The following is a 21,272-nucleotide window of genomic DNA, read 5'->3' as shown; positions in this document are numbered from 1 at the left end:
GCTATCCGCTATCTAACGATGAGATGATAGGAGCTGGCGAACATCTTGCTAGTATGGCAACTTTATGGGATGTTAATACAGCTGAAGAACAGGCAAGCTTCAACCCGATATTACACTATGCGCTACCTCAGGATATTTATCTTTTTTCCGAAGGTTTTACCTCATTTAATATTGCAAGCCGCTTCTCCACAGCCGCACGTGGAGAAAAAGGCACGTAGCCTCCTATCTCTACCACAGCAGGCATCAGCTCTTCCATTTCATCACAGAGACGGAGCAAAGCTGTCACCTGTTCCTCCCAGGTAGCATATGATGCAGAATAGAGGTTGCTCAGATACTTCTGCTTCTCTCCTTTAAGTGCAGCTCGGACTTCAAGGATGGCAAGATTCATAATTACAAGGCACGCGTGAAAGCTTAAAAAGTCGTGGCGGTCGAGGTTCAGGATACTGGCAGTGGCGAACATCCAAAAGCCACTTACATCTTTGCTGATGCGCTCAATTCTCTCCCCATGGGTCTCAGGCTCCTCTGGTTTTTCCAACGGAATGCCAACTTTATCAAAGAGGAGCAAGGAGTCATGTTCGCGTTGTGCTCCATTCTGTGGAAGCATAATCCAATCAATATTGACGGCTGACTCTGCATAGAGTACATACGTGAATGTCCCTCCTGCTGGTGCGTTATGGTGCGCATCATAGATAATTGAAGGGGTACCGAATTGTTTGAAGAGCGCTAGCCGCTCATCAGTTGTACGACCAGCCTCGCGCCAGGGCCTTGCGCAAAGGCTATCACTATAAGCATCGCCAACGATAACGTGTAAATCAAGATCACTGAACTGATCCTGTTCGCCGCGTCCAAAGCTGCCAGCAAGCCATGCAGCAACAAAACGCACATCTTCTTGCAATGCTTTGGTAACCTGGGCCAGAAGGTTGTCGCGCGCAGTTGTGTATTGCTCGCTATATGACATGATATACTCTCTTTCTCACTATATCTTTATACGTGGGTAACTGCGCCCACTGATGGCAATGACCTTCGCATGATAAAGCAGCCAATCGAGCAGTGCCATCGCCAACACCTCGTCACCCAGCAGGGTTCCCAACGTTCAAGCCTCCCGGGCCTTCCCTTGATCCCAATAAGCATATCTCACACAAGTAAAAACTTAACGATTGTTCATTGCCTGGAGGCTGTAGTACACGACTATTGCTAGACCAAGAAGCTCGATAAGTATGCAAGCAAGCATGGAAAAAGTAGGGAATTGAAGGTTATACACAATCGTGCAAAAAACGGCGGCCCAAGCGATAAAGAGGCCTATAATAATACCTATTGTTGGGTTTTTAGGCATAAATTTCATGAGATGCTCCATTCATACACATTCATCTGTATAGTACACGTTTCGTAAGCAATAGTGGAGGTGCCTATAGGGAAAACGATAGCAATCAAAGCAAAGAGAAGGTGCTGGGAGCTGCCGCCGATTGAGCAGCAGACAGATATGTGGCAGAGGAGCATGGCATGGATACAAAGTTATAAACATACCGCCGACAAAACAGTAGAATAGCCAGTAAACTGGTCTTTTGAGATGGAATGATCATAAAAGAAGAGGCATAAATTTCTGACGTAGACCGAATATCCCACTGAGTGTTTTAACAGATCGCTGGCATCCGTTTTGGCCTCAGCAGAAGTGGCAAATGTCGCGATTTCAAGTTCCACGCCATATGACTCCTGCCAGCCAATAAGCTTTCCTTCAGGTTGATAGGTGACGCAGCATGCCCAACCATAACTATAATTGATACCGCTCACATGCCTGTCCTTGGTGCGAAAAGCGCTAAACACGGTTAGCGCTGTATATGGAGGTCGAACCTGTGGGGTTACAGACGGTGCGGACACAAGGAACGCTGGGTAGCGATTTGATGGAGAAACTGATTGCGACGCTGATGGCTGACGAAAAAATTGGTTGACAATAGGAGCATACAGGACAAGAAATACCACAATGCTAAAAATGCTGGTAAATAGACATGTGTAGAAGATTAATTTTATGCGCTTTTGATGACCAGTTTGATCAGATGACATCGTTTCTCTCGCTTTCTCGCGTATCTATCATGAATGTAGAGTTAAGCGAGCAGGTATGTCAATCTCTTTTCTATCCCTGAGCATCGCTATGTCTATTTCTTTGATACCATGTCCCTGCGCATTTAGCTAGAACGGTCGGGTAGCAAGATTTCTCTGGAATGGGAGGAATGGCGACCAAACACTCCTCTCATTGCTGCTATGCCAGCCAAATACCTTTCTGGATTTGGCCAATTCTATCTTCCATTCACATATTTGTCTGATCGGTTTTCTTTTTGATTGTGTTTTCTGATTGTTCCTATAAAATAAAGCTGGAAGCGGGTTTTATGGTCCTGCTTCCAATCTTCATGTTAGTCGGGGTGAGAGAATTTGAACTACTCACAGTCCCCTTTTCCAACGACTTCCACTTGCCTCGATTGTCCTCCCAGACGGATTGGCCTATTAATTTTGTCTAAGTAAATCGAGTCTTAATAACCTATGTTGAAAGTTTCTGGCCCCATTTTTGCCCCCAGTTTTTGTAGCGGCCTGGTCATTCCCTTGCTGCTTTTTCAAGAATTAAACATTAGACATAACAATATAACAATTTTATAGTATCCACATCCATTAGAGATGAAACAAGGCCTTTCATTAGTTTGACTTCAATATAGTATATAGATCGATTCCTTCACAGTACCTTGATTTCTGCACCCTCAAGGGTAACTTCGTACCCTAGCTTTTCTGATAATACACGGCAAACAGCGGACGCAAGGTCAGCTCGTACCGGCTCGTCCTTTTCCATTTTTTCAAGCGTTGGACGTGACACACCAGATAGGCGGTTAAGTGCAGAAATATTTAGTGCAGCCTTGATACGAAGCTCTCTCAACCTGGACATAATTACTCCTAAGACAAAATACTTTTTGTCCATATCTTAGCACAATTGTAAAGCTATTCGCGATAATTGTAAAATATTGTAAAAATTAGCAAAAAAACTATTGATTTTCCTAACTTTATAAATTATCATAACAATGTTGCTATAAAAAGTTTTTAGCCATAAGAGGGGAGGTTCATTACTATTTGCCTCACAGCTAAAAATCAGGAAGGAGTATAAAGAACTGGCTCCGTCTTGCACACGGAACCAGCTTACCAGGACCAGTCACACTCATTCAAATGAACAGTCAAGCCCCATGAGATTGTATGCTCATGAGATGCCGTGAGTCAAGAAAGAGACATCTATGAGCACCATCTTACAGCCTGGTCATTCGACATTCACAGATACCATCAAAGGAGGCCAATACTAATGCCTTCGACCACCATGCTAGTGTTGTGTTCAAAACGATACCTTGAGACGATTGTGGAAGAGTTTGAGGACTGGCGGGACGAGGGGATCAAGGTGACACTCTACGGCATCACGCCAAAGGCCAATGACGGCTTTGTGCTCATCTCATGGAGCAAATCCGTTCCAGAGGCGTTTCATACAAAACTCCAAAAAGATGATGATATCTTTGATTATCTCACCTATAGTCCTGTATCTGAATAACGGTGCAGGGAAGGAAGGCATCTTTCTTCCCTGTTGCATCCTGCGAAATACTTGCTCATATCATGATGCGTTATCGCAAGGAAAAAACCTACATTATAGAAAATCTCCCTTTACCATATCAGTTCGAGAAATTAAACATCAAAGGAGCGCATAATGCAACCTAACTATTCAGGCAATTCCATAGTGATTACTGTTGGATACGTTCGCCGTTCAAGTGAGCGGAAGGTAGGGAACTGATGCCGCGTCAAAAATCTCATCATGATCGTATCTATCAGACGGTAGGTGAACCTGGACCGGGAAGTATCGTTGTGGGGTACGTCCGCTATAGCTCTGAAATGCAAGATCCTACCACGATAGCAACTCAGAGGCGGCGGATCGTAGAGTTTGCAGAGCGCAAAGGATGGAAAGTTGTTCATTGGTATGAGGAACCAGAACAGAGTGCTAAACACGAGGAAATAGAGCGCCGCCCTGTCTTTGCTCAGTTGCTCAACGATGCAGAAAGCAAACAGTTTCAGGTTGTTTTGTGCTATGTAAATAACCGATGGGCACGTAACACTGTGTCCGCATACACATCTCTTTCTCGCCTGCGCAGTGCTCGCGTCTGGTGGGCAACTTCGGATGGCCTTTGGGACATAGATAAAGTACAGCAAGACGGTTTTGATGTGGCATTTGCCGTGGACACGCAAATGAATGCCGCATATGTTCGCCAGCTTTCTAAGCGTACAATTGACGGGAAAGAAGACCGCGCACGTGAGGGGTACCATAATGGCAATGTGATGTTCGGATATCTTCCCCCCGAATATCAAAAAGCGCCAGATGGAGCTCCTTCGACCTGGCGCCCTCCCCGTACTCCTGTCCGCCCTGATCCAATAACATTTCCTGCGCTTGTGCGTATTGGTGAACTGGCTGCACAAGGATGGACGGATAGAGCGATTGCGGATGAGTTAGATAGCTACTTGTCGCGTACTGCTCGATTTGGTGAACGTCTACTGACCAAGGATACTGTAGCAGGTATACGGCGTTCCTGGTTCCCTCGCGAGTTCGCGCCCGGCTCCAGTTATGGAACAATCGATACACCTTCTGGTGAACTGGTCGAAGGGAAACATCAGGCTGCGTGGTCTTATGATCTATGGCAAAAGATGATTGAGACAAAAGCCAGTCAATACCGGCGCCCTACAAAGGGCGCGCAACGTCGTCCGCATGAGTTCAGCCGTATTATTGTCTGCGCTGCGTGTCGGCGTCCACTGCGTATAATATTGCCTAATGGGATACCGTATTATCAAGACTCCAGTGTCGTAAGAAAGCTTGATTGTTCCATACCCGAACCGCTTTCGATTAGAGAGTCAACGGTCATTTACCAGTTTGGCGACATTCTCCGCAGCATCGACCTGCCAGAATCCTGGCGAAATGCAATTGCCAGGCAGTGTTCATCCGATGCCAAGCATAAAGACGAGTCTACTGATCAGATTAAAGAACGTCGTGCTGATTTAGAAACTGAGCAAAAACGCCTGGTAACGCTCTTTACCAAGGGCTATATCACTGAAAACGATCTTGATACAAAGATGGAGGATATTCTTTCAGAGTTGTTTTCTCTGCCTGTGATTATCGAAAGTAACGCTGAGGAGTCAACGCAGGCGGCAATTGCTGCGGGTGAAACGCTGGTCAATATAGCCGGATATTGGAGTGAGGCACTTGCTGAAGAACGCCGTGATATTGTGTGGTCGCTTCTCATGACCGGGGGATTAGTATATGATCTCGAACGGGCTATTATCATCGGTCTTCTGCCACGTGCCAATATGCTCCCGGCACTTACCCTGGGCTTAGAAAACAGTGGACGCTGGGAACAACGTGACAATAGCTTATGGCTACGATCTGATTTCTTTCCTCCCAAGCTCGAGAGAACAAAGAGAAACCTGCCACCGCCCTTAACTGGCCTGGAGCCTGGGCAGCGGCCGGAGGTCGTACGCCTGTTAAGTGAGGATAAGATGTCCCTTCGCCAGGTCGCTGACATCCTGGGTACCTCTCGCGAAACGATACGTCGTGTGGCTCTGAGTGAGGGCATTGAGCTACAGACAAGCCAGAAACTCACCCTGGCGGAACGTGAAGGCGCTCTTGCGCTATTAGATGCGGGATTGTCTCTGAGGCAGGTTGCCAGGCAATACGGGGTCAGTCCAGAATCCATACGCCGACTGGCAAAGCGGCATAATTAGCGGTGGAACAATAAAAAAGAGAGGGATACGTTGTTGTCAACGTGTCCCTCTCTTTACGCCAAAACGGAACCGACGGGATTCGAACCCGCGATCTTCTGCGTGACAGGCAGACATGTTAGGCCACTACACCACGGCTCCAGAAGCTCTGCGCGCCAGTACTGGTAGTACCGTCTCGCGTGAATAGATAATACCAGACATTACCCCTGATGTCAAATGTTTTTTCCCCGAATTTTGTAGCGAGCTGCGTTTTTCTAATTTTTAGAACTAATTGAATTGTTGCTATAAATTGCAAACTGCGCTTGCTTGTTTTTTTCGTGCACAGAGTTTGTTAGAAACAAGGTATAATAACAACAGAAGTTCATTCAAGATAGTACGCAGTACATCATTTGGAGGCATTTGTGACGAACACACTGCCCAGGCCTGACCCCGAGTCAGCTGGACAAAGACAGAAAAGAGGGTCGCTTATGACCATCTCCTGCCGTATTTGTCAGGCAGTCTACGCTCCTTCGCAGGAACACCATTATCTTTTGCAGGCTCCCCGATGGCGCTGGAGTCGGCATTTATGAGTATGTGTCACTTTTGCTTTCGTTGTCGTCGACCTGCCTGCCCACAGTGTTGGGACAATGTCCATGGGGTGTGTGGTGAATGTTGTGTGGAGGCCAATCTGCCGTTCCGCGCGCAGACGGCCCCTTTGCGCGGGGTGCTCTTTGCCACTACACGCCAGGCGCAATTGCGCCGCAAACATGCCACACCAGTACGCCTGGTGTGTGTGCAACCTGGACGCTTCCAGGGGATCGCTCCCATCGATACAGCAGAAACCAGACCTATGCAAAATGCGAACATAGCCCGGCTCATCCCACAGGCTGACCCATCGTCTACATCTACAACCAGGGCACAAGGGCTGACAGAACATGCGGCCGCACAGCAGATCGAACGTCTACCAACACGTCCTCCTCAGACCAGGTCTGCCACCTTCCATCCAGAGAAACGCCCTACATATACGCAAAGTCAGATACAAACACATATCCCTCCGAATAGTCAGACGAAAACAACGCCGGCAATTGATGAGATTGATACACGCCCACCGCGTGCTCGAACTACTATAAACCTGGATACATCTACGACACAGGAACAAGCAGCATATAATGGCCGTAAAGGTAAGCATATAGGATCAACCCTGGAGTCACTTATCACTGTACTGCTCCTCATTATTCTGCTGGTGATTGTAGCCGTGATCATCGTAGCTCTCTTCTCTAACACCGCCAATACCGCTATCGATCGCTTCGTGCACATCGATGTACGGGCAGAGCTAGCGTATCTCTGGCAACTGATTAAACAGCTTCATCCATAGGTAGGCGTTTTGCGTGATGTAACTATGAAGATGGCGCTGGTTGAAGTGCGCCACACGCAAATTCGCCCGTCTGTTAGCCCGATTGGTTAGCAGATACTGTCAATCAGCGTAAAATACGGTACAATAAATGGTATTACCAAAAAAATTATGTTCCAGGTCAAAGGAGAAGAGTGCATGTGCTCGTGAGCAACCAGGCAGGATATCGCAGGCTTGCTTATGTCCGGTATCTGTGTGGGAGCACAAAGACCTGCTATGGAGTAAGCATTATGGGGTTTGATATCTTAGTCGATGGCTACAATGTGATTAAAAATAACGCGATGTTTAAGTATGTGGAAGGAAAAAGTCAGGCGGAGGCGCGTAATCTTCTTATTAAGCAATTGAAAAATCGCTATCGCAATACAACTGATCGCGTCGTGGTGGTCTTCGACGGCAAGGGAAGCCGCGAACAGATGCTGCATGTTGACCATATCTGCGTCATCTATTCACAATTTGGCGAGACCGCCGACAGCGTGATCGCTCGCCTGGCCGAGGAGGCCAACCATAAAGGGGTGGAAGTGATGATGTATAGTGATGATGGTGAGGTCAAACGCAATGTGATCCAACAGGGTGGTCATGCCCTCACAACCCACGGCCTGGTCTCCGCCCTCAATGCCGCACCCCAGGATATCGCCCTCCGCTCCGAACATCGCCAGGAGATGCGCCGCGTCTATGGTATCGATCCTACCTACAAGTATCAGCAAGATAATGAAGAGGCCAGCAAACCTTTCCAGAAAAAGAAAGGGAAGTCCTCGCGCCGTTATAAATCACTCCGCATAGATAGAAAAACATTAAAATAAGCGCCCGCTTCGTTAACATCTTGTTGCTGGAAGCGAGCGATTATTTAAGCGGTAGACTCTTCTAGTGAAGCGAGCAGTTACTTCTGAGCTACTTCAACACGGCTGGTCTGTTTGCGCAGTGCAGGCGATGGCATAGGCACTTTGCCCAGGCGAGCTCGAGTGACATACGTAAAAGCTTCGATGACGATCTTGCGTGACATCTTAGACTGACCCACACGACGATCCATGAAGGTTATAGGAATCTCAGTGATGCGGAAACCCTGCTTCATGACACGATAGGCCAGTTCAATCTGGAAGGCATAACCCTGCGACTGAATGGTGTCCAGATCGATACTCTCCAATACCTCGCGCCGATAGCAGCGGAAGCCAGCGGTACAATCCTTCACCGGAATGTGCAGCATAAAGCGAGCGAAGATATTTCCACAGCCACTGATGCAGCGGCGAATGAATGACCAGTTAGGGGTGCTACCACCTGGGATGTAGCGGGAACCAATCACCAGGTCGGCTGTCTCGATAGCTTTTAAGAAGGCAGGCAGATATTTGGGATCATGCGAGAAGTCGGCATCCATTTCGAAGGCGGCATCATAGTTGTGCTCAATCGAATATTTGAAGCCAGCAACATAGGCTGTACCCAGACCCAGCTTGCCAGCGCGATGTAATACATGGACGCGGGGATCCTCTGCAGCGAACTGATCAGCCAACTGACCAGTTCCATCAGGTGAGTTATCATCAACGATCAAAAGATCTGACTGCGGTGCGTACGAGAAGACCGTCTCCAGCAATGGACGCAGATTATCGTACTCATTATAGGTTGGAATAATAATCAAGGTTTTCATACAAACTTTTCTCCTGTGCTTGTGGATGCTGACGTACCCATTGTTGCATACGTCAAATCATCGTGTATAGGCTGTGCAACTCCGTGCTTCTGCTTGTGTTCATCCCAGTCGCTATCCAATGGACCCGGGTTGCGCCGACGCTGTAGCCAGCGAATCCGCAAGAGGGCCATCACGCCTATCAGCAAGCCAAACCAGAGGGTGCAGAGGCGAATAAGCAAGGTCGCCGCGCCTCCCAGCGTCGCTGATGTTGTCACCAATAAATGCGTGAGACCTAGCATACTGCCATCTGCAGTTCCCAGGCCGCCTGGTAAGCCCGAAGCTGACCCAATCAGTGAGGAGACCGCTAAAATGAACATAGATTTAATAAAGAGATCGGGTCCCGCGGCAATGCCTAGCCCGCTATAAACAAAATATAATGCGGCACATTCTCCAGACCAGGAAATGATACCAATACAAATGGCCAGTAACAATGGCCGCCATTGGAGCAAGGTATAAGTGCTCTCATAAAATTCACGTACCAGGTGGACAAATTTAGACACTAGCGGAAGGCGTTCACCCTTTTGTAATAGGGACAGGACCAGTGGACGATTCTGGATGAGAATAATCCCTCCTAAACCTAGAACAAGCAAGAGAAGCAAGATCTCCCAACCAATGCCATAGAGAAAGAGACCAGCTGCTGCCAATACAAGCATCGCGATCCCATCGCTCAACCGCTCAGCCACGATAATGGGAGAAGTACGGCTGATCGGTACACCTGTTGAGCGCTTGAGGAGATAGGATTTGAGGAGTTCGCCCACTTTTCCGGGAGTGATTGCCATTGACAGTCCAGCCAGAAAAATCCATAAGCTTTCTCCACCAGAGATCGCTATCTTCAGACGCTTCAGATAATACTGCCATTTTATAAAGCGCCCGGCATAATTTACCAGGGTAAACCCTAAAATCAGTGGGATATATACCCAGCGAAAATGTGTAAGCGCCTCCACCATACGCGGAAGATCCGCATATAATGCAATCGCGATGATAACAATAAAGGCTAGCACGAGCGAAAATATAATACCAGTACGCATTCTACGAGTAAACAAACATACGCTCCATGACTACGACTGTGGCAGCAGGTAAAGGACAGTGATGACAGTGATAACACATAACAAAACGGCTGCTAGTATATGGCGGTCACGCAAGAGTATCTCATCAGGACTTCCGCCGTCCATACGCATATAGACCAGGTAGAGATAACGGAACACTCCGTACAATACAAATGGGACCGTAATCATTAAGCGATGGTTTCCTGTCTGTCCCTGAACTGTATAGAGACTATACGACATTAATGTACCAGAAACAACGATGGTAATCATCTGGTCTAGCATAGGTATACTATACTCTTTTAAAATCTTGCGATGACTACCAGCCTGTCCCTGCAGTAGTACTAATTCGTGGCGCCGCTTCCCAAATCCCATGAAAAGAGAGAGGAAACAGGTTACCAGATATAACCAGGGTGAGATTACAACAGGAATAGCTACCGTTCCTGCAATAATCCGTAAGACAAAACCCGCCGCGATACAAAAAACGTCGATCAACACCACATGCTTCAAACGGAAACTGTAAAATACCATCATAACCAGATAAGCAAGAATGCTGAGGGCAAACAGGACGTTCGCTCCCCGAGCGATTTATAAATGTCGGGCGGTGATGGAATGAGAAAAAGGGTGGCCGTTAGCAGACAACAAATGCCCAATAGACCAATCAAGGCGACCTTCGCCCATGCGGTTGGTAGGGTGCCGGAGGCAAGCGGCCGAAAACGCTTGGTCGGATGCAAACGGTCCTTTTCAATGTCAAGCAGATCGTTTAAAACGTATATCGTGCTGGAAACAAAACAGAATGTAATAAAGGCCACGATTGCTCGGATTAAAGGATAGAATTGAAACAATTGGCTGGCAAAAACTAGACCTATAAAAACGGCGCCGTTTTTCGTCCACTGTTTAGGTCTCATCAATGCAATCAGGGCTTTGACCCGGGTAAAAAAGTTCGCTGGCGTCGGATTGGGATCTTCCACTATTGGGGCAAGTGGGGCCTGCTCATCCTCTTTTGTTACATATTGACTATCGTTGTTTGTGATAACTTTCTCCAAGAGTTTGATTTCCCTTCAACGCGTACTAAACATACGTGAAAACGTGTACCTGACATCATGGAACGTACCGTTGTAGGGTGAGGTAACACAGCGACCAAAAGTACAGGTCCGCTTACTAGTAGATGCGTCGCTCTAAATCTGCTACCCGGTGTAGCGTGATACGATGCTTATCCGTGCTGATATATTTTTTATCGGTGAAGTAACCCAATACCTTATTGACGCTTTCACGCGAGGCTCCAACCATCGAGGCCAATTCTTGTTGTGTGAGTCGCACTTCTATGCGAATGCCATCATCAACTTTTTTGCCATGGGTGTCCGATAATTCAAGCAATTTCTTGGCCACGCGCCCATAGACATCCAGAAAAATAAGGTCCTCAACCTGCTGGTCCGTTTTGCGTAGACGCTCACAGAGCACCTCCATTACACGAATAGCAATCTTAGGATTTTTCATGATCGCTTTATGGAAGTCGCTGCGCTGCAAGGTGTAACATTCTACTTTTTCCAGGGCAATAGCATCGGCTGAACGAGGAAGACCATCCAGCAGGGCAAACTCACCAAAATAATCACCTTTACCAAAGACAATTAACGAGATCTCTTGTCCATCCGGGCTGATCAGGCAAATCTTGACCTTGCCTTCTTTAATTACATACATGACCTGCCCTGGATCATCACGATGAAAAATAACTTCTCCGGACCGAAAGGTTTTTTTTCTGGCTGCCGCTGATAGTTCTTGCACCTCATCATCACCCAGCCCGTGAAAAATATTAACCTGTTGGAAATAGGTAAATTCGTTCTCTGTTTCCATCTCTTCTGCTTCCTTTGTGGCCCAATAATGCATTTTGCGACTGTGCGCTCATCATAGCATAACCATGTGCTACATGCAATTATACTCACCTCGCCTGCAGTGCGCATACCAGGGCTTTTTCATGTTCGTCCAGAGATTGCGGGGAGATCACCAGCAAGCGATACGATAGACCTTCTTTCAGGTGTGGAGTGTGTGTGGTGGGCGACCGCAGGCGCCAAAGAGGAACATGAAAAAGCCCTGGCTCATACAAGCGATGCTTGCGTGGCGTATAGATGAGCAGTATACTAATGGGTGATCTACACGCTCCGACCGCGCAATATCTTCGTTGGTATAGTCACTTTTTACCGTGGTGTGCTATAATATCTGAGTACGCAAGTCGGAATTAACTACTCTCTCTATACCTATAGAAGAAGAGTTCATTTTATTATCTTTCTAAAGAAAAGAGCGACGGAGAACTACCTGTCTCTGTCGCGAATGAGGATACGAAACATGGCGGAAACTATTACAGCCGACATGGTGATACATGATGTCGTGACCAAATTTCCCGCAACCGTGAAAGTCTTTCACGGACATGGTCTGCCTTGTACCGCCTGTGCAGTAGGTGCGCGCGAAAGTGTGGCAGGTGGCGCCAAAACCCACCGTTTTCCTCCTGAGAAGCTGGATCTGCTGATCAAGGATTTGAATGCCGCAGCTCATGGTGAGCCAACGTCCATTACACCAAAGAAGGCTCCTGTGGGTCGTGGTGTACCTTTAACAATGGCATCTGGGGCACCTGATCGCAAAATCAAACAAGTCATTGCCATTATGAGCGGTAAAGGTGGCGTCGGTAAGTCGCTGGTCACCGGTCTGCTGGCTGTTTCTTTGCGCCGCCAGGGGCAGCAAGTTGGTATTCTGGATGGTGATATTACCGGTCCAAGTATTGCTCGTATGTTTGGTACCAGGGGCCAGCCGACCAAATCGGCGAATGGCGGTATTGAGCCACTACGCAGCAAAGGAGGCATCAAAGTAGTATCAATGAATATGTTCCTTGAAAAGGAGAGCGATCCCGTCGTCTGGCGTGGCCCGATGATCTCCAGCGCCATCAAACAATTCTATAGCGATGTAGATTGGGGCAATCTGGATTATCTGCTGGTTGATCTGCCTCCAGGAACATCTGATGCACCGATGACCGTGATGCAGGCACTCCCACTGGATGGCGTGGTGGTGGTTTCTTCGCCTCAAATGCTGGCAACAATGATTGTTATGAAATGTATTAATATGGTCCAGCAGTTGAAGGGCTCCATCGTGGGTGTGGTCGAAAATATGTCTTATTTCGAGACCCCCAAGGGTGAGCGTTATGAGATCTTTGGCCCCAGCAATGGTACCGATCTGGTCACGATGACTGGTGCTCCCCTTCTGGGAACTTTGCCTATCGATTCTGCTCTGACCACTCTGTGCGATGCTGGTCGCGTTGAAGAGTATTATGCTGAAGCCTACGAAGAATTGGCTGCGAACTTCACAAATACCCTGCGCATCAAGCGCTAAGCAAGTCTGTAGTCATAGAAAAAGAGGTATCCATGTCGTGGATACCTCTTTTTCTATGACTGGTTGCTACTTTCTATGCAAGGTATATTGTGCCTTTGCGTACAGGCGCTGACGCGCCTGAGATTTTTTATTTTGTAGTGCCGATGGTGCGCCGGGCGCACCATCGGCACTACAAAATAATGAGATGCTCAGATGTGAGTATATATTTTTGCATTACAAAATGGGATCCGATGCTCAGATGCGATTTGAGATATTCAAGTTCGAAAACATCTATTTAATGATAATTGCAGCAAATGCTCATGTGAGCATTTGCTGCAATTATCATTAAATAGATGTGCGGGCGCGTCAGCGCCCGCCTGCAGGCGATTGGCTAGGAGAATAGAGGGGTATTCTGTGCTACACTGGGGTAAATGCAATTAAGAAGAGGTGCCGTATGTTAGATCAGTCCAGTTTTTATGAGTCACTGCCACGGAAAAGAATGGGCGCTGGAGCACTATTCTATGATCAGGCATATAAGATATTGATCGTAAATCCAACCTATATCGATCATTGGTTGCTTCCTGGTGGAACCGTTGAGATGGATGAATCACCACAACAGGGCTGTGTGCGCGAAATTGCGGAGGAGATCGGGCTGACCATCACGCTAGAGCGCTTGCTCTGTGTAGAATACCTTTCACGTATAGAGGGTAAGAATGAATCGCTACAGTTTATTTTCTATGGCGGTATGCTGACCCCTGATCAGATTGCCGCTATCAGGCTACAAGAACAAGAATTAAGTGAATATGCCTTTGTGTCACTGGAAGAAGCACTGCCCCTGCTCTCCCCCAACCTGGCAGGCCGCTTGCCTCATGCTGTCCAGGCACTGTCAAGGAGGCAAACTGTGTATCTGGAAAATGGCCAGCCACTTTTTCTTTAGCAGAAGATCTATGCTTACGGCTTTGTTGATGCCCGATTGCATTTGCCCGGATCATAAAACAGACAGGGCCGTCCATTATTGCTGTGAACGGCCCTGATTGCTGCTATCCTGACGTTATATACTGCGCACAAAGGAGCCCAGGACTTTGCAGAAGGTGGTGTGGGCGGCCAGATTGGCCAGTGCTTTGCGAACATGTGGATCGTCACGGTGTCCTTCGAAGTCCAGGTAGAAGACATATTCCCAGGCGCGCTGCCGCGAGGGACGCGATTCCAGCTTGAGCAGGTTGATCTGGTTTTCGGCCAGGAAGGCCAGGCATTTGTTGAGCGAGCCGGGCTGGTGGGCGGTAGCCATGACCAGCATGGTTTTGGCCTGACCTTCGCGGCGTGGCGCTGGCTCTCGACCCAGGGCAATAAAGCGCGTATAGTTGTCCTTGATGGTCTGGATGCCACGCGCCAGAATATCCAGTTGATAGAGCTCGCCGGCACCTGCACTCGCGACGGCAGCGACACCGACGAGTTGCTCTTCACGTACCATTTTGGCACTGCCCGCGGTATCATAAGTGGCAACGATTTCAGCTCCCAGTTCACGCAAAAAGACATCTGATTGGGCCAGGGCCTGTGGATGCGAGATGACGCGTTTGATATCGCTGATCTGCTGACCCGGTAAGGCTAACAGACAATGGTTCACGGGATGTCCGATCTCACCGATGACAAAGAGATCATGCTGGCGCAAAAGATCATAGACATCATTGATACTGCCTGCCTGGGAGTTTTCAACCGGGACCAGTCCATAATCGACCTCACCGGCGGCCACCGCATGGAAGACATCGCCGAATGCGCGATAGGGGACAGGCTCGGCGTTAACCTGTAACTGGGTACCAAAATAGTCACGAACCGCCTCATCACCAAATGCGCCGAGTTCTCCCTGGAAAGCTACTGTAGTGACATGAGGATCTGTTGGAGATCCCTGGGCATGTTCTGCTTTTGTTGTCTGTGCCATACACACATCTCCTATCACCCTGGCAAGAATGTCATGTCACTCAGATCATTATACAAAGGATAAACTCCAAGAGCGGTACCAACATTTGCAGAGTGTATCAGTTATCATTTCCATCGCTTATGGTGCCGATTGTGCCAGTTAATGTTAGGATTGTCAAGCTCTCCTCCACCAACATAAAAAAAACAGGCTTCCATTTAATTGGAAGCCTGTTTTTGACAATGATGCCTGGTTCTTGTAGTTCCTGCTGAACCAGGATCATAGATTTTTTGCTTACTTACTGTACTTTGTAGTGATCCTTGTGGTAGTAGGACATGCCTTTACCAAGGACTCTCACTGGGTACAGGTCGGTTAGCCAGATTGGCTCATTGCAAGAAGCGCAAATGTGCTTGGTCTGGTGGTTAACGGTCTCGCGGTTCGCCAGCGAGGCACGGGCGGTTTTTGAAAGTTCACCCTTCTTAGGCATTGTGATATTCCCCTTTCGCCTAAAATTGTCTTGTTAGAAGTCTGTTATGTGGCTTCTACAGATTAGAACAAATGTAGTCCACATATTGTTCCCGGTGCGTAATCAATCGGTCCATCCATGCACACCACATCTTTTTCTGCTGCTGGAGTGCTCAGACGCCAATCTCTATTGTTCGATCCGCCCTGAGAATACTGCAATAGTATAACATAGGAGATTGCTTCATACAATCGGGTCGTTCTGATCCGTAAAACCTTTGTCTGGACAATAAATTATTATACACTATATCAAAAAGAATCACCATAGCCCCCATTTTGATGTCCAACATCAGGGCTTTTTTACTGTTCCTCTTTGGCGCCTGCGGCGCCGGGTTGGGTGTGTGGAGAGTGCGGTGGGCGGCGGCGGCCGCCCACCGCACTCTCCACACAGGAAAGAATGCACCTCTTCTCGCTTGCTCGTGATCTCCATGTTTGCAGGAGAGAGGAGGCAGCCGCCACTCACCACACTCTCCACACAGGAAAGAATGGACATCGTATCGCTTGCTCGTGATCTCTGGACGAACAGTAAAAAGCCCTGATGCCACACTCAGTGCTATTTTTAAAGGGCTGACGCCCTCTGTACTCCCATTAATCCGGCAGGCGCAGGCCACTGCGATATTCGCCTGGTAGAAGACCACAGGAGGCTTTGAAGATGCTATAGAAGCGGCTGACAGAGCCAAAGCCGGCCGCGAGAGCGATGGTAGCCACATTGGCGTCGGTGGTAATTAAGAGGCGCTGGGCATGCGCTAAGCGGTAGCGTGTAATATAATCAAGCATACTCATACCGACATGCTTACGGAACAAGCTCATGGCATAATTGGGATGCAGGTGGGCGGCCTCGGCGATATCTTCTGTATGCAACGGCTCAACATAGTGTTCAGCGATGAAGCAGGTCATTTGATCGATCTTACTTAATAAATGCGGCTCCATAGCCTGTAATGGTTCTGATGAGTGGGTCCCACTGTCTGCAGTCAGGGTCAGCGCAAGTCGACGCACACAGGCCTCAACCTCAAGCAATACAATCTGATTCTGTTCATCAGTCTGCCCCCACAAATCAGTACGCCACTGCTGAAATTGCGACTGCAGTAACGCGACCTCACCCGGTCCAACCAGGCATTCACAGCGCAACACACGTTGCATAAAAGCAGGCGGCAAGCGCCACTGCAAAAACGAAGAGAATGGGATAGTGAGCCAATGAAACCTGGTCTGCTCCTGCACCTGGACCACTTGATGGGGCAACGTAGCCCAGAAAAAAGCCAGTTGACCAGCCTCCAACACAACACGCGTCCCCCAAAGAGATAGGTCATGGCCCCACTCTCAACAAAATTTAACTCCACCTCATTGTGCCGATGGGCGCTCGACATCAGCGGCTGCCGCATCTGTCCATGCGACAGACCCAGCACAGTCATATCAGTATTTAACAATTCAGAATGCGATGCCATAGCAGTACTACCTACTACTTCTCTCCAAAACTATATCCAACTTTCTCTTGCGTACCCCCACCAAACCACAGACTCCCCTCTCCCAAACTTCTCTCGTTTATGAGGTGGTGGGCAGGTGGCCGCAGCCACCTGCCCACCACCTCATAAACTCCGCCCGAGCGCAGCAGGCGCGAGACCCCAGCCCACTGGCATGTTCACAAATGGCTTTAATCAGCCAATTGTGAACACTCAACCCAACCTGAGAATCTGAGACAAATAACATTCAGAACGAGACGATTATTCTTATTTTATCAAGTATAGTCTGCTTAAGGAGTTCAGATCAATACAGAGTTGTACACGATAGGAGTATTCTATGACCACTTCAAATGAGCGATCAACAAGCAAAACAACCCAATCCGCATATCATCTGAGCGAGGAACAAATCCGCTTCTTTGATGAGAATGGCTACCTGATTCTACGCCAATGGATTCCCCAGGATTTGTTGAAACGCCTGCAGGATGCCGGTGAGAACTGGATTAAGAAGGGTAACAGTATCGATGCCAGCGATCCTCTCTATGAGGACTATACTTTTGCCCAGCGTGCACATGGGCGCGTAATGTTCAGGGTAGATTATGTACACAACAAGGGAGAGGCCGCATCACTAGAGCTACTTGGCAGTCCCTATGTACTTGGCGTGGCAGAGAGCCTGTGTGGCACAGATTTTGTGCCTACCTATGAATCCATGGTCTTTAAAGAAAAAAATGATGGGGCCGCGATTCCCTGGCACCAGGATGCAGTCCATCCACGCAAGCATCGTATCTTCAATTTTGATCTCTACCTGGATGCCTCGCACGCCGATGCGGGAGCCTTGCATGTCGTACCTAAAACTCAGGTGCAGCGGCAGGATCTCTGTGCAATCACTGATCAATGGGGCTGGAATCCACCTGATGCCGTTGTGGTAGAAATGGAACCAGGCGATGTGCTGCTGCACGATGTAATGGTCGTCCATGGATCAGAAGAGGTCGAGGGCAAAGCCTTACGCCGCACAATTTATTACGAGTTCCGCGCCGCCGAAGAGATCCTTGAAGATGGTCCCTGGGACCAGGAATGGATTGACCGTCGTCTGCGCTTGATCCCGCCCGCCCTGCAGCACTTTGCCAGCAGGTATCCCGATGCCGCACAGTTCCAATGGAACGTCTCACCCGGCTTGCGCCCGGCAGTCAATGATGAAGAAACGGCCCTCAAAGTAGCCCATATCAATCATATGGGAGGCTCCTACTGCTCCTCCCTCTCTAAGCCAGGCAAAAAATAAATTTCGCTGATAAAAAAGCCACAAGAGACAATTGTTTCTTGTGGCTTTTTTATCAGGAATATACATATAATTGTGGCTTAATTTCAGTTGCGTTAAAGGCGGACGGAGTATATAGTTATGGAAAACGAGCAAAGTAGGTGCTAGGAGCATTGCCACCTACAGTGGCAATCTCTTCTCCTCTTTTGGGCTGAACAAGAGAGAGGTGTGGTTTTATCTGTGAGGTATTGAAGATCGACCATATCCATCCATTGCTCATTCGGGCAACGGGACATGGGAGACGACAAATGTGCGTCACCGACGCCTACGGGTTCCCCAAGCAGCACAAAGGCCGGAAAGGGACCTATCTCGGGTATCGAACAGGTGATATGGTCAAGGTGATCACGCCGAAAGGAACCTTTCAGGGGCGCATCGCGATTCGCTCCCGTCCATCATTCCGCCTGGGGAAGGTCGATATTCATCCGAAATACATGCGCCGTCTGCATCGGGTAGACGGCTATGAGTATCACTAAGAAAGGAGTGCGTGATGCTCCTCCCCATGGGTCAACCGAGGGGTCCCCGCATCACGCGAATTGCTAGATGGAGATATCGGCAACGGTAAGCTATGATTCACGAGCGATAGTGATTAATGGGCAGCGCACATTGCTATTATGTGGGGCCATCCACTATCCCCGGAGTACGCCAGATATGTGGCCGGAGTTGCTGCGCCAGAGCAAAGAGGCGGGACTGAATACGGTTGAAACATATGTATTCTGGAATCTGCATGAGCAAGAAAGAGGCGTATTTGATTTTTCGGATCGCCTGGACCTATTTCATTTTTGTGAGTTGGCGGAACAATACGGCCTGCATGTGATTCTACGCATCGGCCCATACATTTGCGCTGAGACAAACTATGGAGGTCTGCCAGCCTGGTTACGCGAGGTACCGAATATCGCGATCAGAACATATAATCAGCCCTTTATGCGTGAGATGGAGCGCTGGGTACGTTTCCTGGTCGATTATATACGTCCTCTGCTGGCTTCTCATGGCGGTCCGATTATTCTGGCTCAGCTAGAAAATGAATATGAGAATGTTGCCAGCCGCTATGGCGCGGAGGGGCAGCGCTACCTGCGCTGGGTAAGTGAGCTTGGCCAGGCGCTCAATCTGGGTGTGCCGTTGGTGATGTGCGTAGGGGCGACAGAAGGGGCGATTGAGACCATGAATGGCTTCTATGCCCACCCAATGCTGGAACAACATATACTCAATCATCCCGACCAGCCAGGCATCTGGACCGAGGCTTGGCCAGGTTGGTACGATACCTACGGTTATCCCCATCATATTCGTACACCTCAGGATGTTGCATATGGCGTGGCTCGCTTTATCGCGGCTGGCGGCACAGGGGTGAATTATTATATGTGGCATGGCGGGACCAACTTTGGGCGCGAGGCCATGTATCTACAAACAACCAGTTATGATTTCAATGCGCCGCTGAATGAGTTCGGTCAGCCAACAACTAAATCGCAGCACCTGGCTGGTTTACATCGTGTGCTCCATGATTATGCTGGCCTGCTACTCGAGCAGGAACGGCCTCAGCCGCAAGCACTGGGTGAGCAGCAATGGGCCTATAGCTATGCCAACGACACCCATTCCCTAACATTCCTTTGCAATGATGGCCCCCTTCCCATCAACTGCCTGCTGGGTGAAGAGAAGATAGAGCTACCTGCGCATGCCGTCTTACTGGTAGGTGATGGGACGATACTGTATAACACAGCCGAGGTAGATGCGACCCATACGCTGCAGCGGACCCATCAGCCACTGGAACAGGCAATTAAGCGGATTGACTGGTACGCCGAGCCATTGCCCGAGCACTGGCCCGTGGAGCTTCGCTCAGCTACCACGGCGCCACAGCCAGTTGAGCAGCTATCGCTGACCCATGATCGCACTGACTACTGCTGGTATAGCACAACCTTTTCCACCTCTGATGCCGAAGAAGGAACGTTGTCATTAATCGGCTTCGCAGATGTAGCCCATATTTTTGTGGATGGGCAGTTCATTGCGACCTCGCCAACACCGCTGATCGAAAATCGCGGCTCCTTCGAGGGCTCGGCCTTCACCCAATCCTTTCACCTCTCATTGTCGGCCGGCCAGCACGAAATAACAATTCTGAGCTGTGCTGTAGGCCTGATTAAGGGTGATTGGATGATCGATGCCAACATGGTTGAAGAGCGCAAAGGACTCTGGGGCCACGCACGTTGGAACAGTACGGTCCTGGAAGGAAACTGGTCAATGCAGCCCGGGCTGGTGGGAGAACAGGCTGCCCTGTTTGCAGCGGGAGCCGCCCTGGTGCCATGGCAGCAAGAAAGCGATGAGGCCATAAACCAGGCGCTCCGCTGGTGGCGACTGTCATTTAATCGTTCTGAGGCCACTGGACCCCTTACCGTCGATCTCAACGGCATGCAGAAGGGGATGGCCTGGCTTAATGGTCACTGTATAGGCCGCTACTGGCTAACACCAGCCACCGAAGAACAGGCAGACTGGCAAAAGAATATTATCTTTACCCAGGATACTGGTTCTCCTACTCAACGTTATTATCATTTGCCTCAGACGTGGCTACAAGAAGAAAACACCCTGCTTCTTTTCGAAGAACTGGTGGCGATCCCGCCTCAGTAGCCATCTGCCAGTTTGAAACCAGTCCCCAGGCGTAAATAGATTCCACCCCATTTGGGTCAGGGGTAAGCAGTCCAAACTGGACAGGCTTACCCCTGGCGTGCCATCATACAGATGTAGAGTCTTGTCTTCCGCTGCTGTTACAGTTTCGCGGCGGTTGAAGATATACACCACACTTCCCCTCACACTCACCAATAAATGAGAGCTAGCACTAGAAAGATC

At 48.9% G+C, this 21,272-nt stretch carries 19 protein-coding genes, 1 tRNA gene and 1 pseudogene; 9 read left to right on the top strand and 12 right to left on the bottom strand.

Translation table 11 applies throughout. From position 1 onward, the window contains the following. Positions 1–136: 136 nt before the first annotated feature. From EL645_RS18045 to EL645_RS45520, 4 genes are all read right to left on the bottom strand, one after another. Positions 137–958: a nucleotidyltransferase domain-containing protein gene (locus EL645_RS18045; protein ID WP_126551797.1), complete on the bottom strand. Its 822-nt coding sequence runs from the start codon at positions 956–958 to the stop codon at positions 137–139. Positions 959–976: 18 nt separating this feature from the next. Beyond that, positions 977–1,090, bottom strand: coding sequence for an ATP-binding protein (locus EL645_RS42765; RefSeq protein WP_281276322.1), 114 nt, complete (start codon positions 1,088–1,090; stop codon positions 977–979). Between the two features lie 422 nt (positions 1,091–1,512). Then, positions 1,513–1,788, bottom strand: coding sequence for a hypothetical protein (locus EL645_RS18040; RefSeq protein ID WP_126551796.1), 276 nt, complete (start codon positions 1,786–1,788; stop codon positions 1,513–1,515). 931 nt (positions 1,789–2,719) lie between these two features. Then, positions 2,720–2,926 (bottom strand): helix-turn-helix domain-containing protein, encoded by a 207-nt coding sequence (locus EL645_RS45520; RefSeq protein ID WP_371865740.1) that lies wholly within the window; start codon positions 2,924–2,926, stop codon positions 2,720–2,722. A gap of 405 nt (positions 2,927–3,331) precedes the next feature. On the opposite strand from EL645_RS45520, the gene EL645_RS18030 reads away from it, so the two are divergent. Together EL645_RS18030 and EL645_RS40255 are read left to right on the top strand one after the other, a co-directional pair. After that, positions 3,332–3,571, top strand: coding sequence for a hypothetical protein (locus EL645_RS18030; RefSeq protein ID WP_126551794.1), 240 nt, complete (start codon positions 3,332–3,334; stop codon positions 3,569–3,571). Between the two features lie 236 nt (positions 3,572–3,807). Further along, a complete protein-coding gene (locus tag EL645_RS40255; protein WP_174845306.1) occupies positions 3,808–5,781 on the top strand; it encodes a recombinase family protein in 1,974 nt (657 codons plus the stop codon). A 64-nt stretch (positions 5,782–5,845) separates the two neighbouring features. Here EL645_RS40255 and EL645_RS18010 read toward each other — a convergent pair. Further along, positions 5,846–5,919, bottom strand: a tRNA-Asp gene (locus EL645_RS18010). A 514-nt stretch (positions 5,920–6,433) separates the two neighbouring features. On the opposite strand from EL645_RS18010, the gene EL645_RS18005 reads away from it, so the two are divergent. After that, complete coding sequence (locus tag EL645_RS18005) at positions 6,434–7,132, top strand: hypothetical protein (RefSeq protein WP_126551793.1); 699 nt, start codon at positions 6,434–6,436, stop codon at positions 7,130–7,132. Between the two features lie 266 nt (positions 7,133–7,398). After that, positions 7,399–7,968 (top strand): NYN domain-containing protein, encoded by a 570-nt coding sequence (locus EL645_RS18000; protein ID WP_126551792.1) that lies wholly within the window; start codon positions 7,399–7,401, stop codon positions 7,966–7,968. A 77-nt stretch (positions 7,969–8,045) separates the two neighbouring features. On the opposite strand, the gene EL645_RS17995 is transcribed toward EL645_RS18000, so the two are convergent. The 5 genes from EL645_RS17995 to EL645_RS17980 all read right to left on the bottom strand — a co-directional run bounded on the left by EL645_RS17995 (position 8,046) and on the right by EL645_RS17980 (position 11,737). After that, positions 8,046–8,804, bottom strand: coding sequence for a polyprenol monophosphomannose synthase (locus EL645_RS17995; protein ID WP_126551791.1), 759 nt, complete (start codon positions 8,802–8,804; stop codon positions 8,046–8,048). Next, positions 8,801–9,886 carry a lysylphosphatidylglycerol synthase transmembrane domain-containing protein gene (locus tag EL645_RS17990; RefSeq protein ID WP_126551790.1) on the bottom strand — a complete coding sequence of 362 codons (1,086 nt, stop codon included), beginning with the start codon at positions 9,884–9,886 and terminating at the stop codon, positions 8,801–8,803. Before EL645_RS17990 ends, EL645_RS17995 begins: the two co-directional genes overlap by 4 nt. 15 nt (positions 9,887–9,901) lie before the next feature. After that, positions 9,902–10,381 (bottom strand): UbiA prenyltransferase family protein, encoded by a 480-nt coding sequence (locus EL645_RS41120; protein ID WP_218031907.1) that lies wholly within the window; start codon positions 10,379–10,381, stop codon positions 9,902–9,904. A 35-nt stretch (positions 10,382–10,416) separates the two neighbouring features. Beyond that, entirely contained in the window at positions 10,417–10,932 is a 516-nt protein-coding gene (locus tag EL645_RS41115; protein WP_218031906.1) for a UbiA family prenyltransferase, read from the bottom strand. A gap of 115 nt (positions 10,933–11,047) precedes the next feature. After that, positions 11,048–11,737: a Crp/Fnr family transcriptional regulator gene (locus EL645_RS17980; protein WP_161977456.1), complete on the bottom strand. Its 690-nt coding sequence runs from the start codon at positions 11,735–11,737 to the stop codon at positions 11,048–11,050. A 489-nt stretch (positions 11,738–12,226) separates the two neighbouring features. Between EL645_RS17980 and EL645_RS17975 the strand changes: the two genes are divergently transcribed. Next, positions 12,227–13,261, top strand: a complete 1,035-nt coding sequence (locus EL645_RS17975) for a P-loop NTPase (RefSeq protein ID WP_161977455.1) — start codon at positions 12,227–12,229, stop codon at positions 13,259–13,261. Positions 13,262–13,694: 433 nt separating this feature from the next. Beyond that, positions 13,695–14,177: an NUDIX domain-containing protein gene (locus EL645_RS17970; protein WP_126551787.1), complete on the top strand. Its 483-nt coding sequence runs from the start codon at positions 13,695–13,697 to the stop codon at positions 14,175–14,177. A 114-nt stretch (positions 14,178–14,291) separates the two neighbouring features. Here EL645_RS17970 and pheA read toward each other — a convergent pair whose 3' ends face one another. Beyond that, positions 14,292–15,176: a prephenate dehydratase gene (pheA, locus tag EL645_RS17965; RefSeq protein WP_126551786.1), complete on the bottom strand. Its 885-nt coding sequence runs from the start codon at positions 15,174–15,176 to the stop codon at positions 14,292–14,294. Between the two features lie 1,086 nt (positions 15,177–16,262). Further along, entirely contained in the window at positions 16,263–16,952 is a 690-nt protein-coding gene (locus EL645_RS17960) for a helix-turn-helix domain-containing protein (protein WP_126551785.1), read from the bottom strand. A gap of 516 nt (positions 16,953–17,468) precedes the next feature. Here EL645_RS17960 and EL645_RS17955 point away from each other — a divergent pair. From EL645_RS17955 to EL645_RS17945, 3 genes and pseudogenes are all read left to right on the top strand, one after another. Continuing rightward, entirely contained in the window at positions 17,469–18,407 is a 939-nt protein-coding gene (locus EL645_RS17955) for a phytanoyl-CoA dioxygenase family protein (protein ID WP_126551784.1), read from the top strand. Between the two features lie 245 nt (positions 18,408–18,652). Beyond that, positions 18,653–18,983 (top strand): annotated as a pseudogene (locus tag EL645_RS17950) (RNA-guided endonuclease IscB); the annotation flags it as partial. Next, positions 18,984–21,053 carry a beta-galactosidase gene (locus EL645_RS17945; protein WP_218031905.1) on the top strand — a complete coding sequence of 690 codons (2,070 nt, stop codon included), beginning with the start codon at positions 18,984–18,986 and terminating at the stop codon, positions 21,051–21,053. Positions 21,054–21,272: the final 219 nt, after the last annotated feature.

Origin of the sequence: Dictyobacter kobayashii (genome assembly GCF_003967555.1) — a bacterium.
Classification (GTDB): Bacteria; Chloroflexota; Ktedonobacteria; order Ktedonobacterales; family Ktedonobacteraceae; genus Dictyobacter; species Dictyobacter kobayashii.
This window is presented reverse-complemented; position numbering and strand designations above follow the sequence as displayed.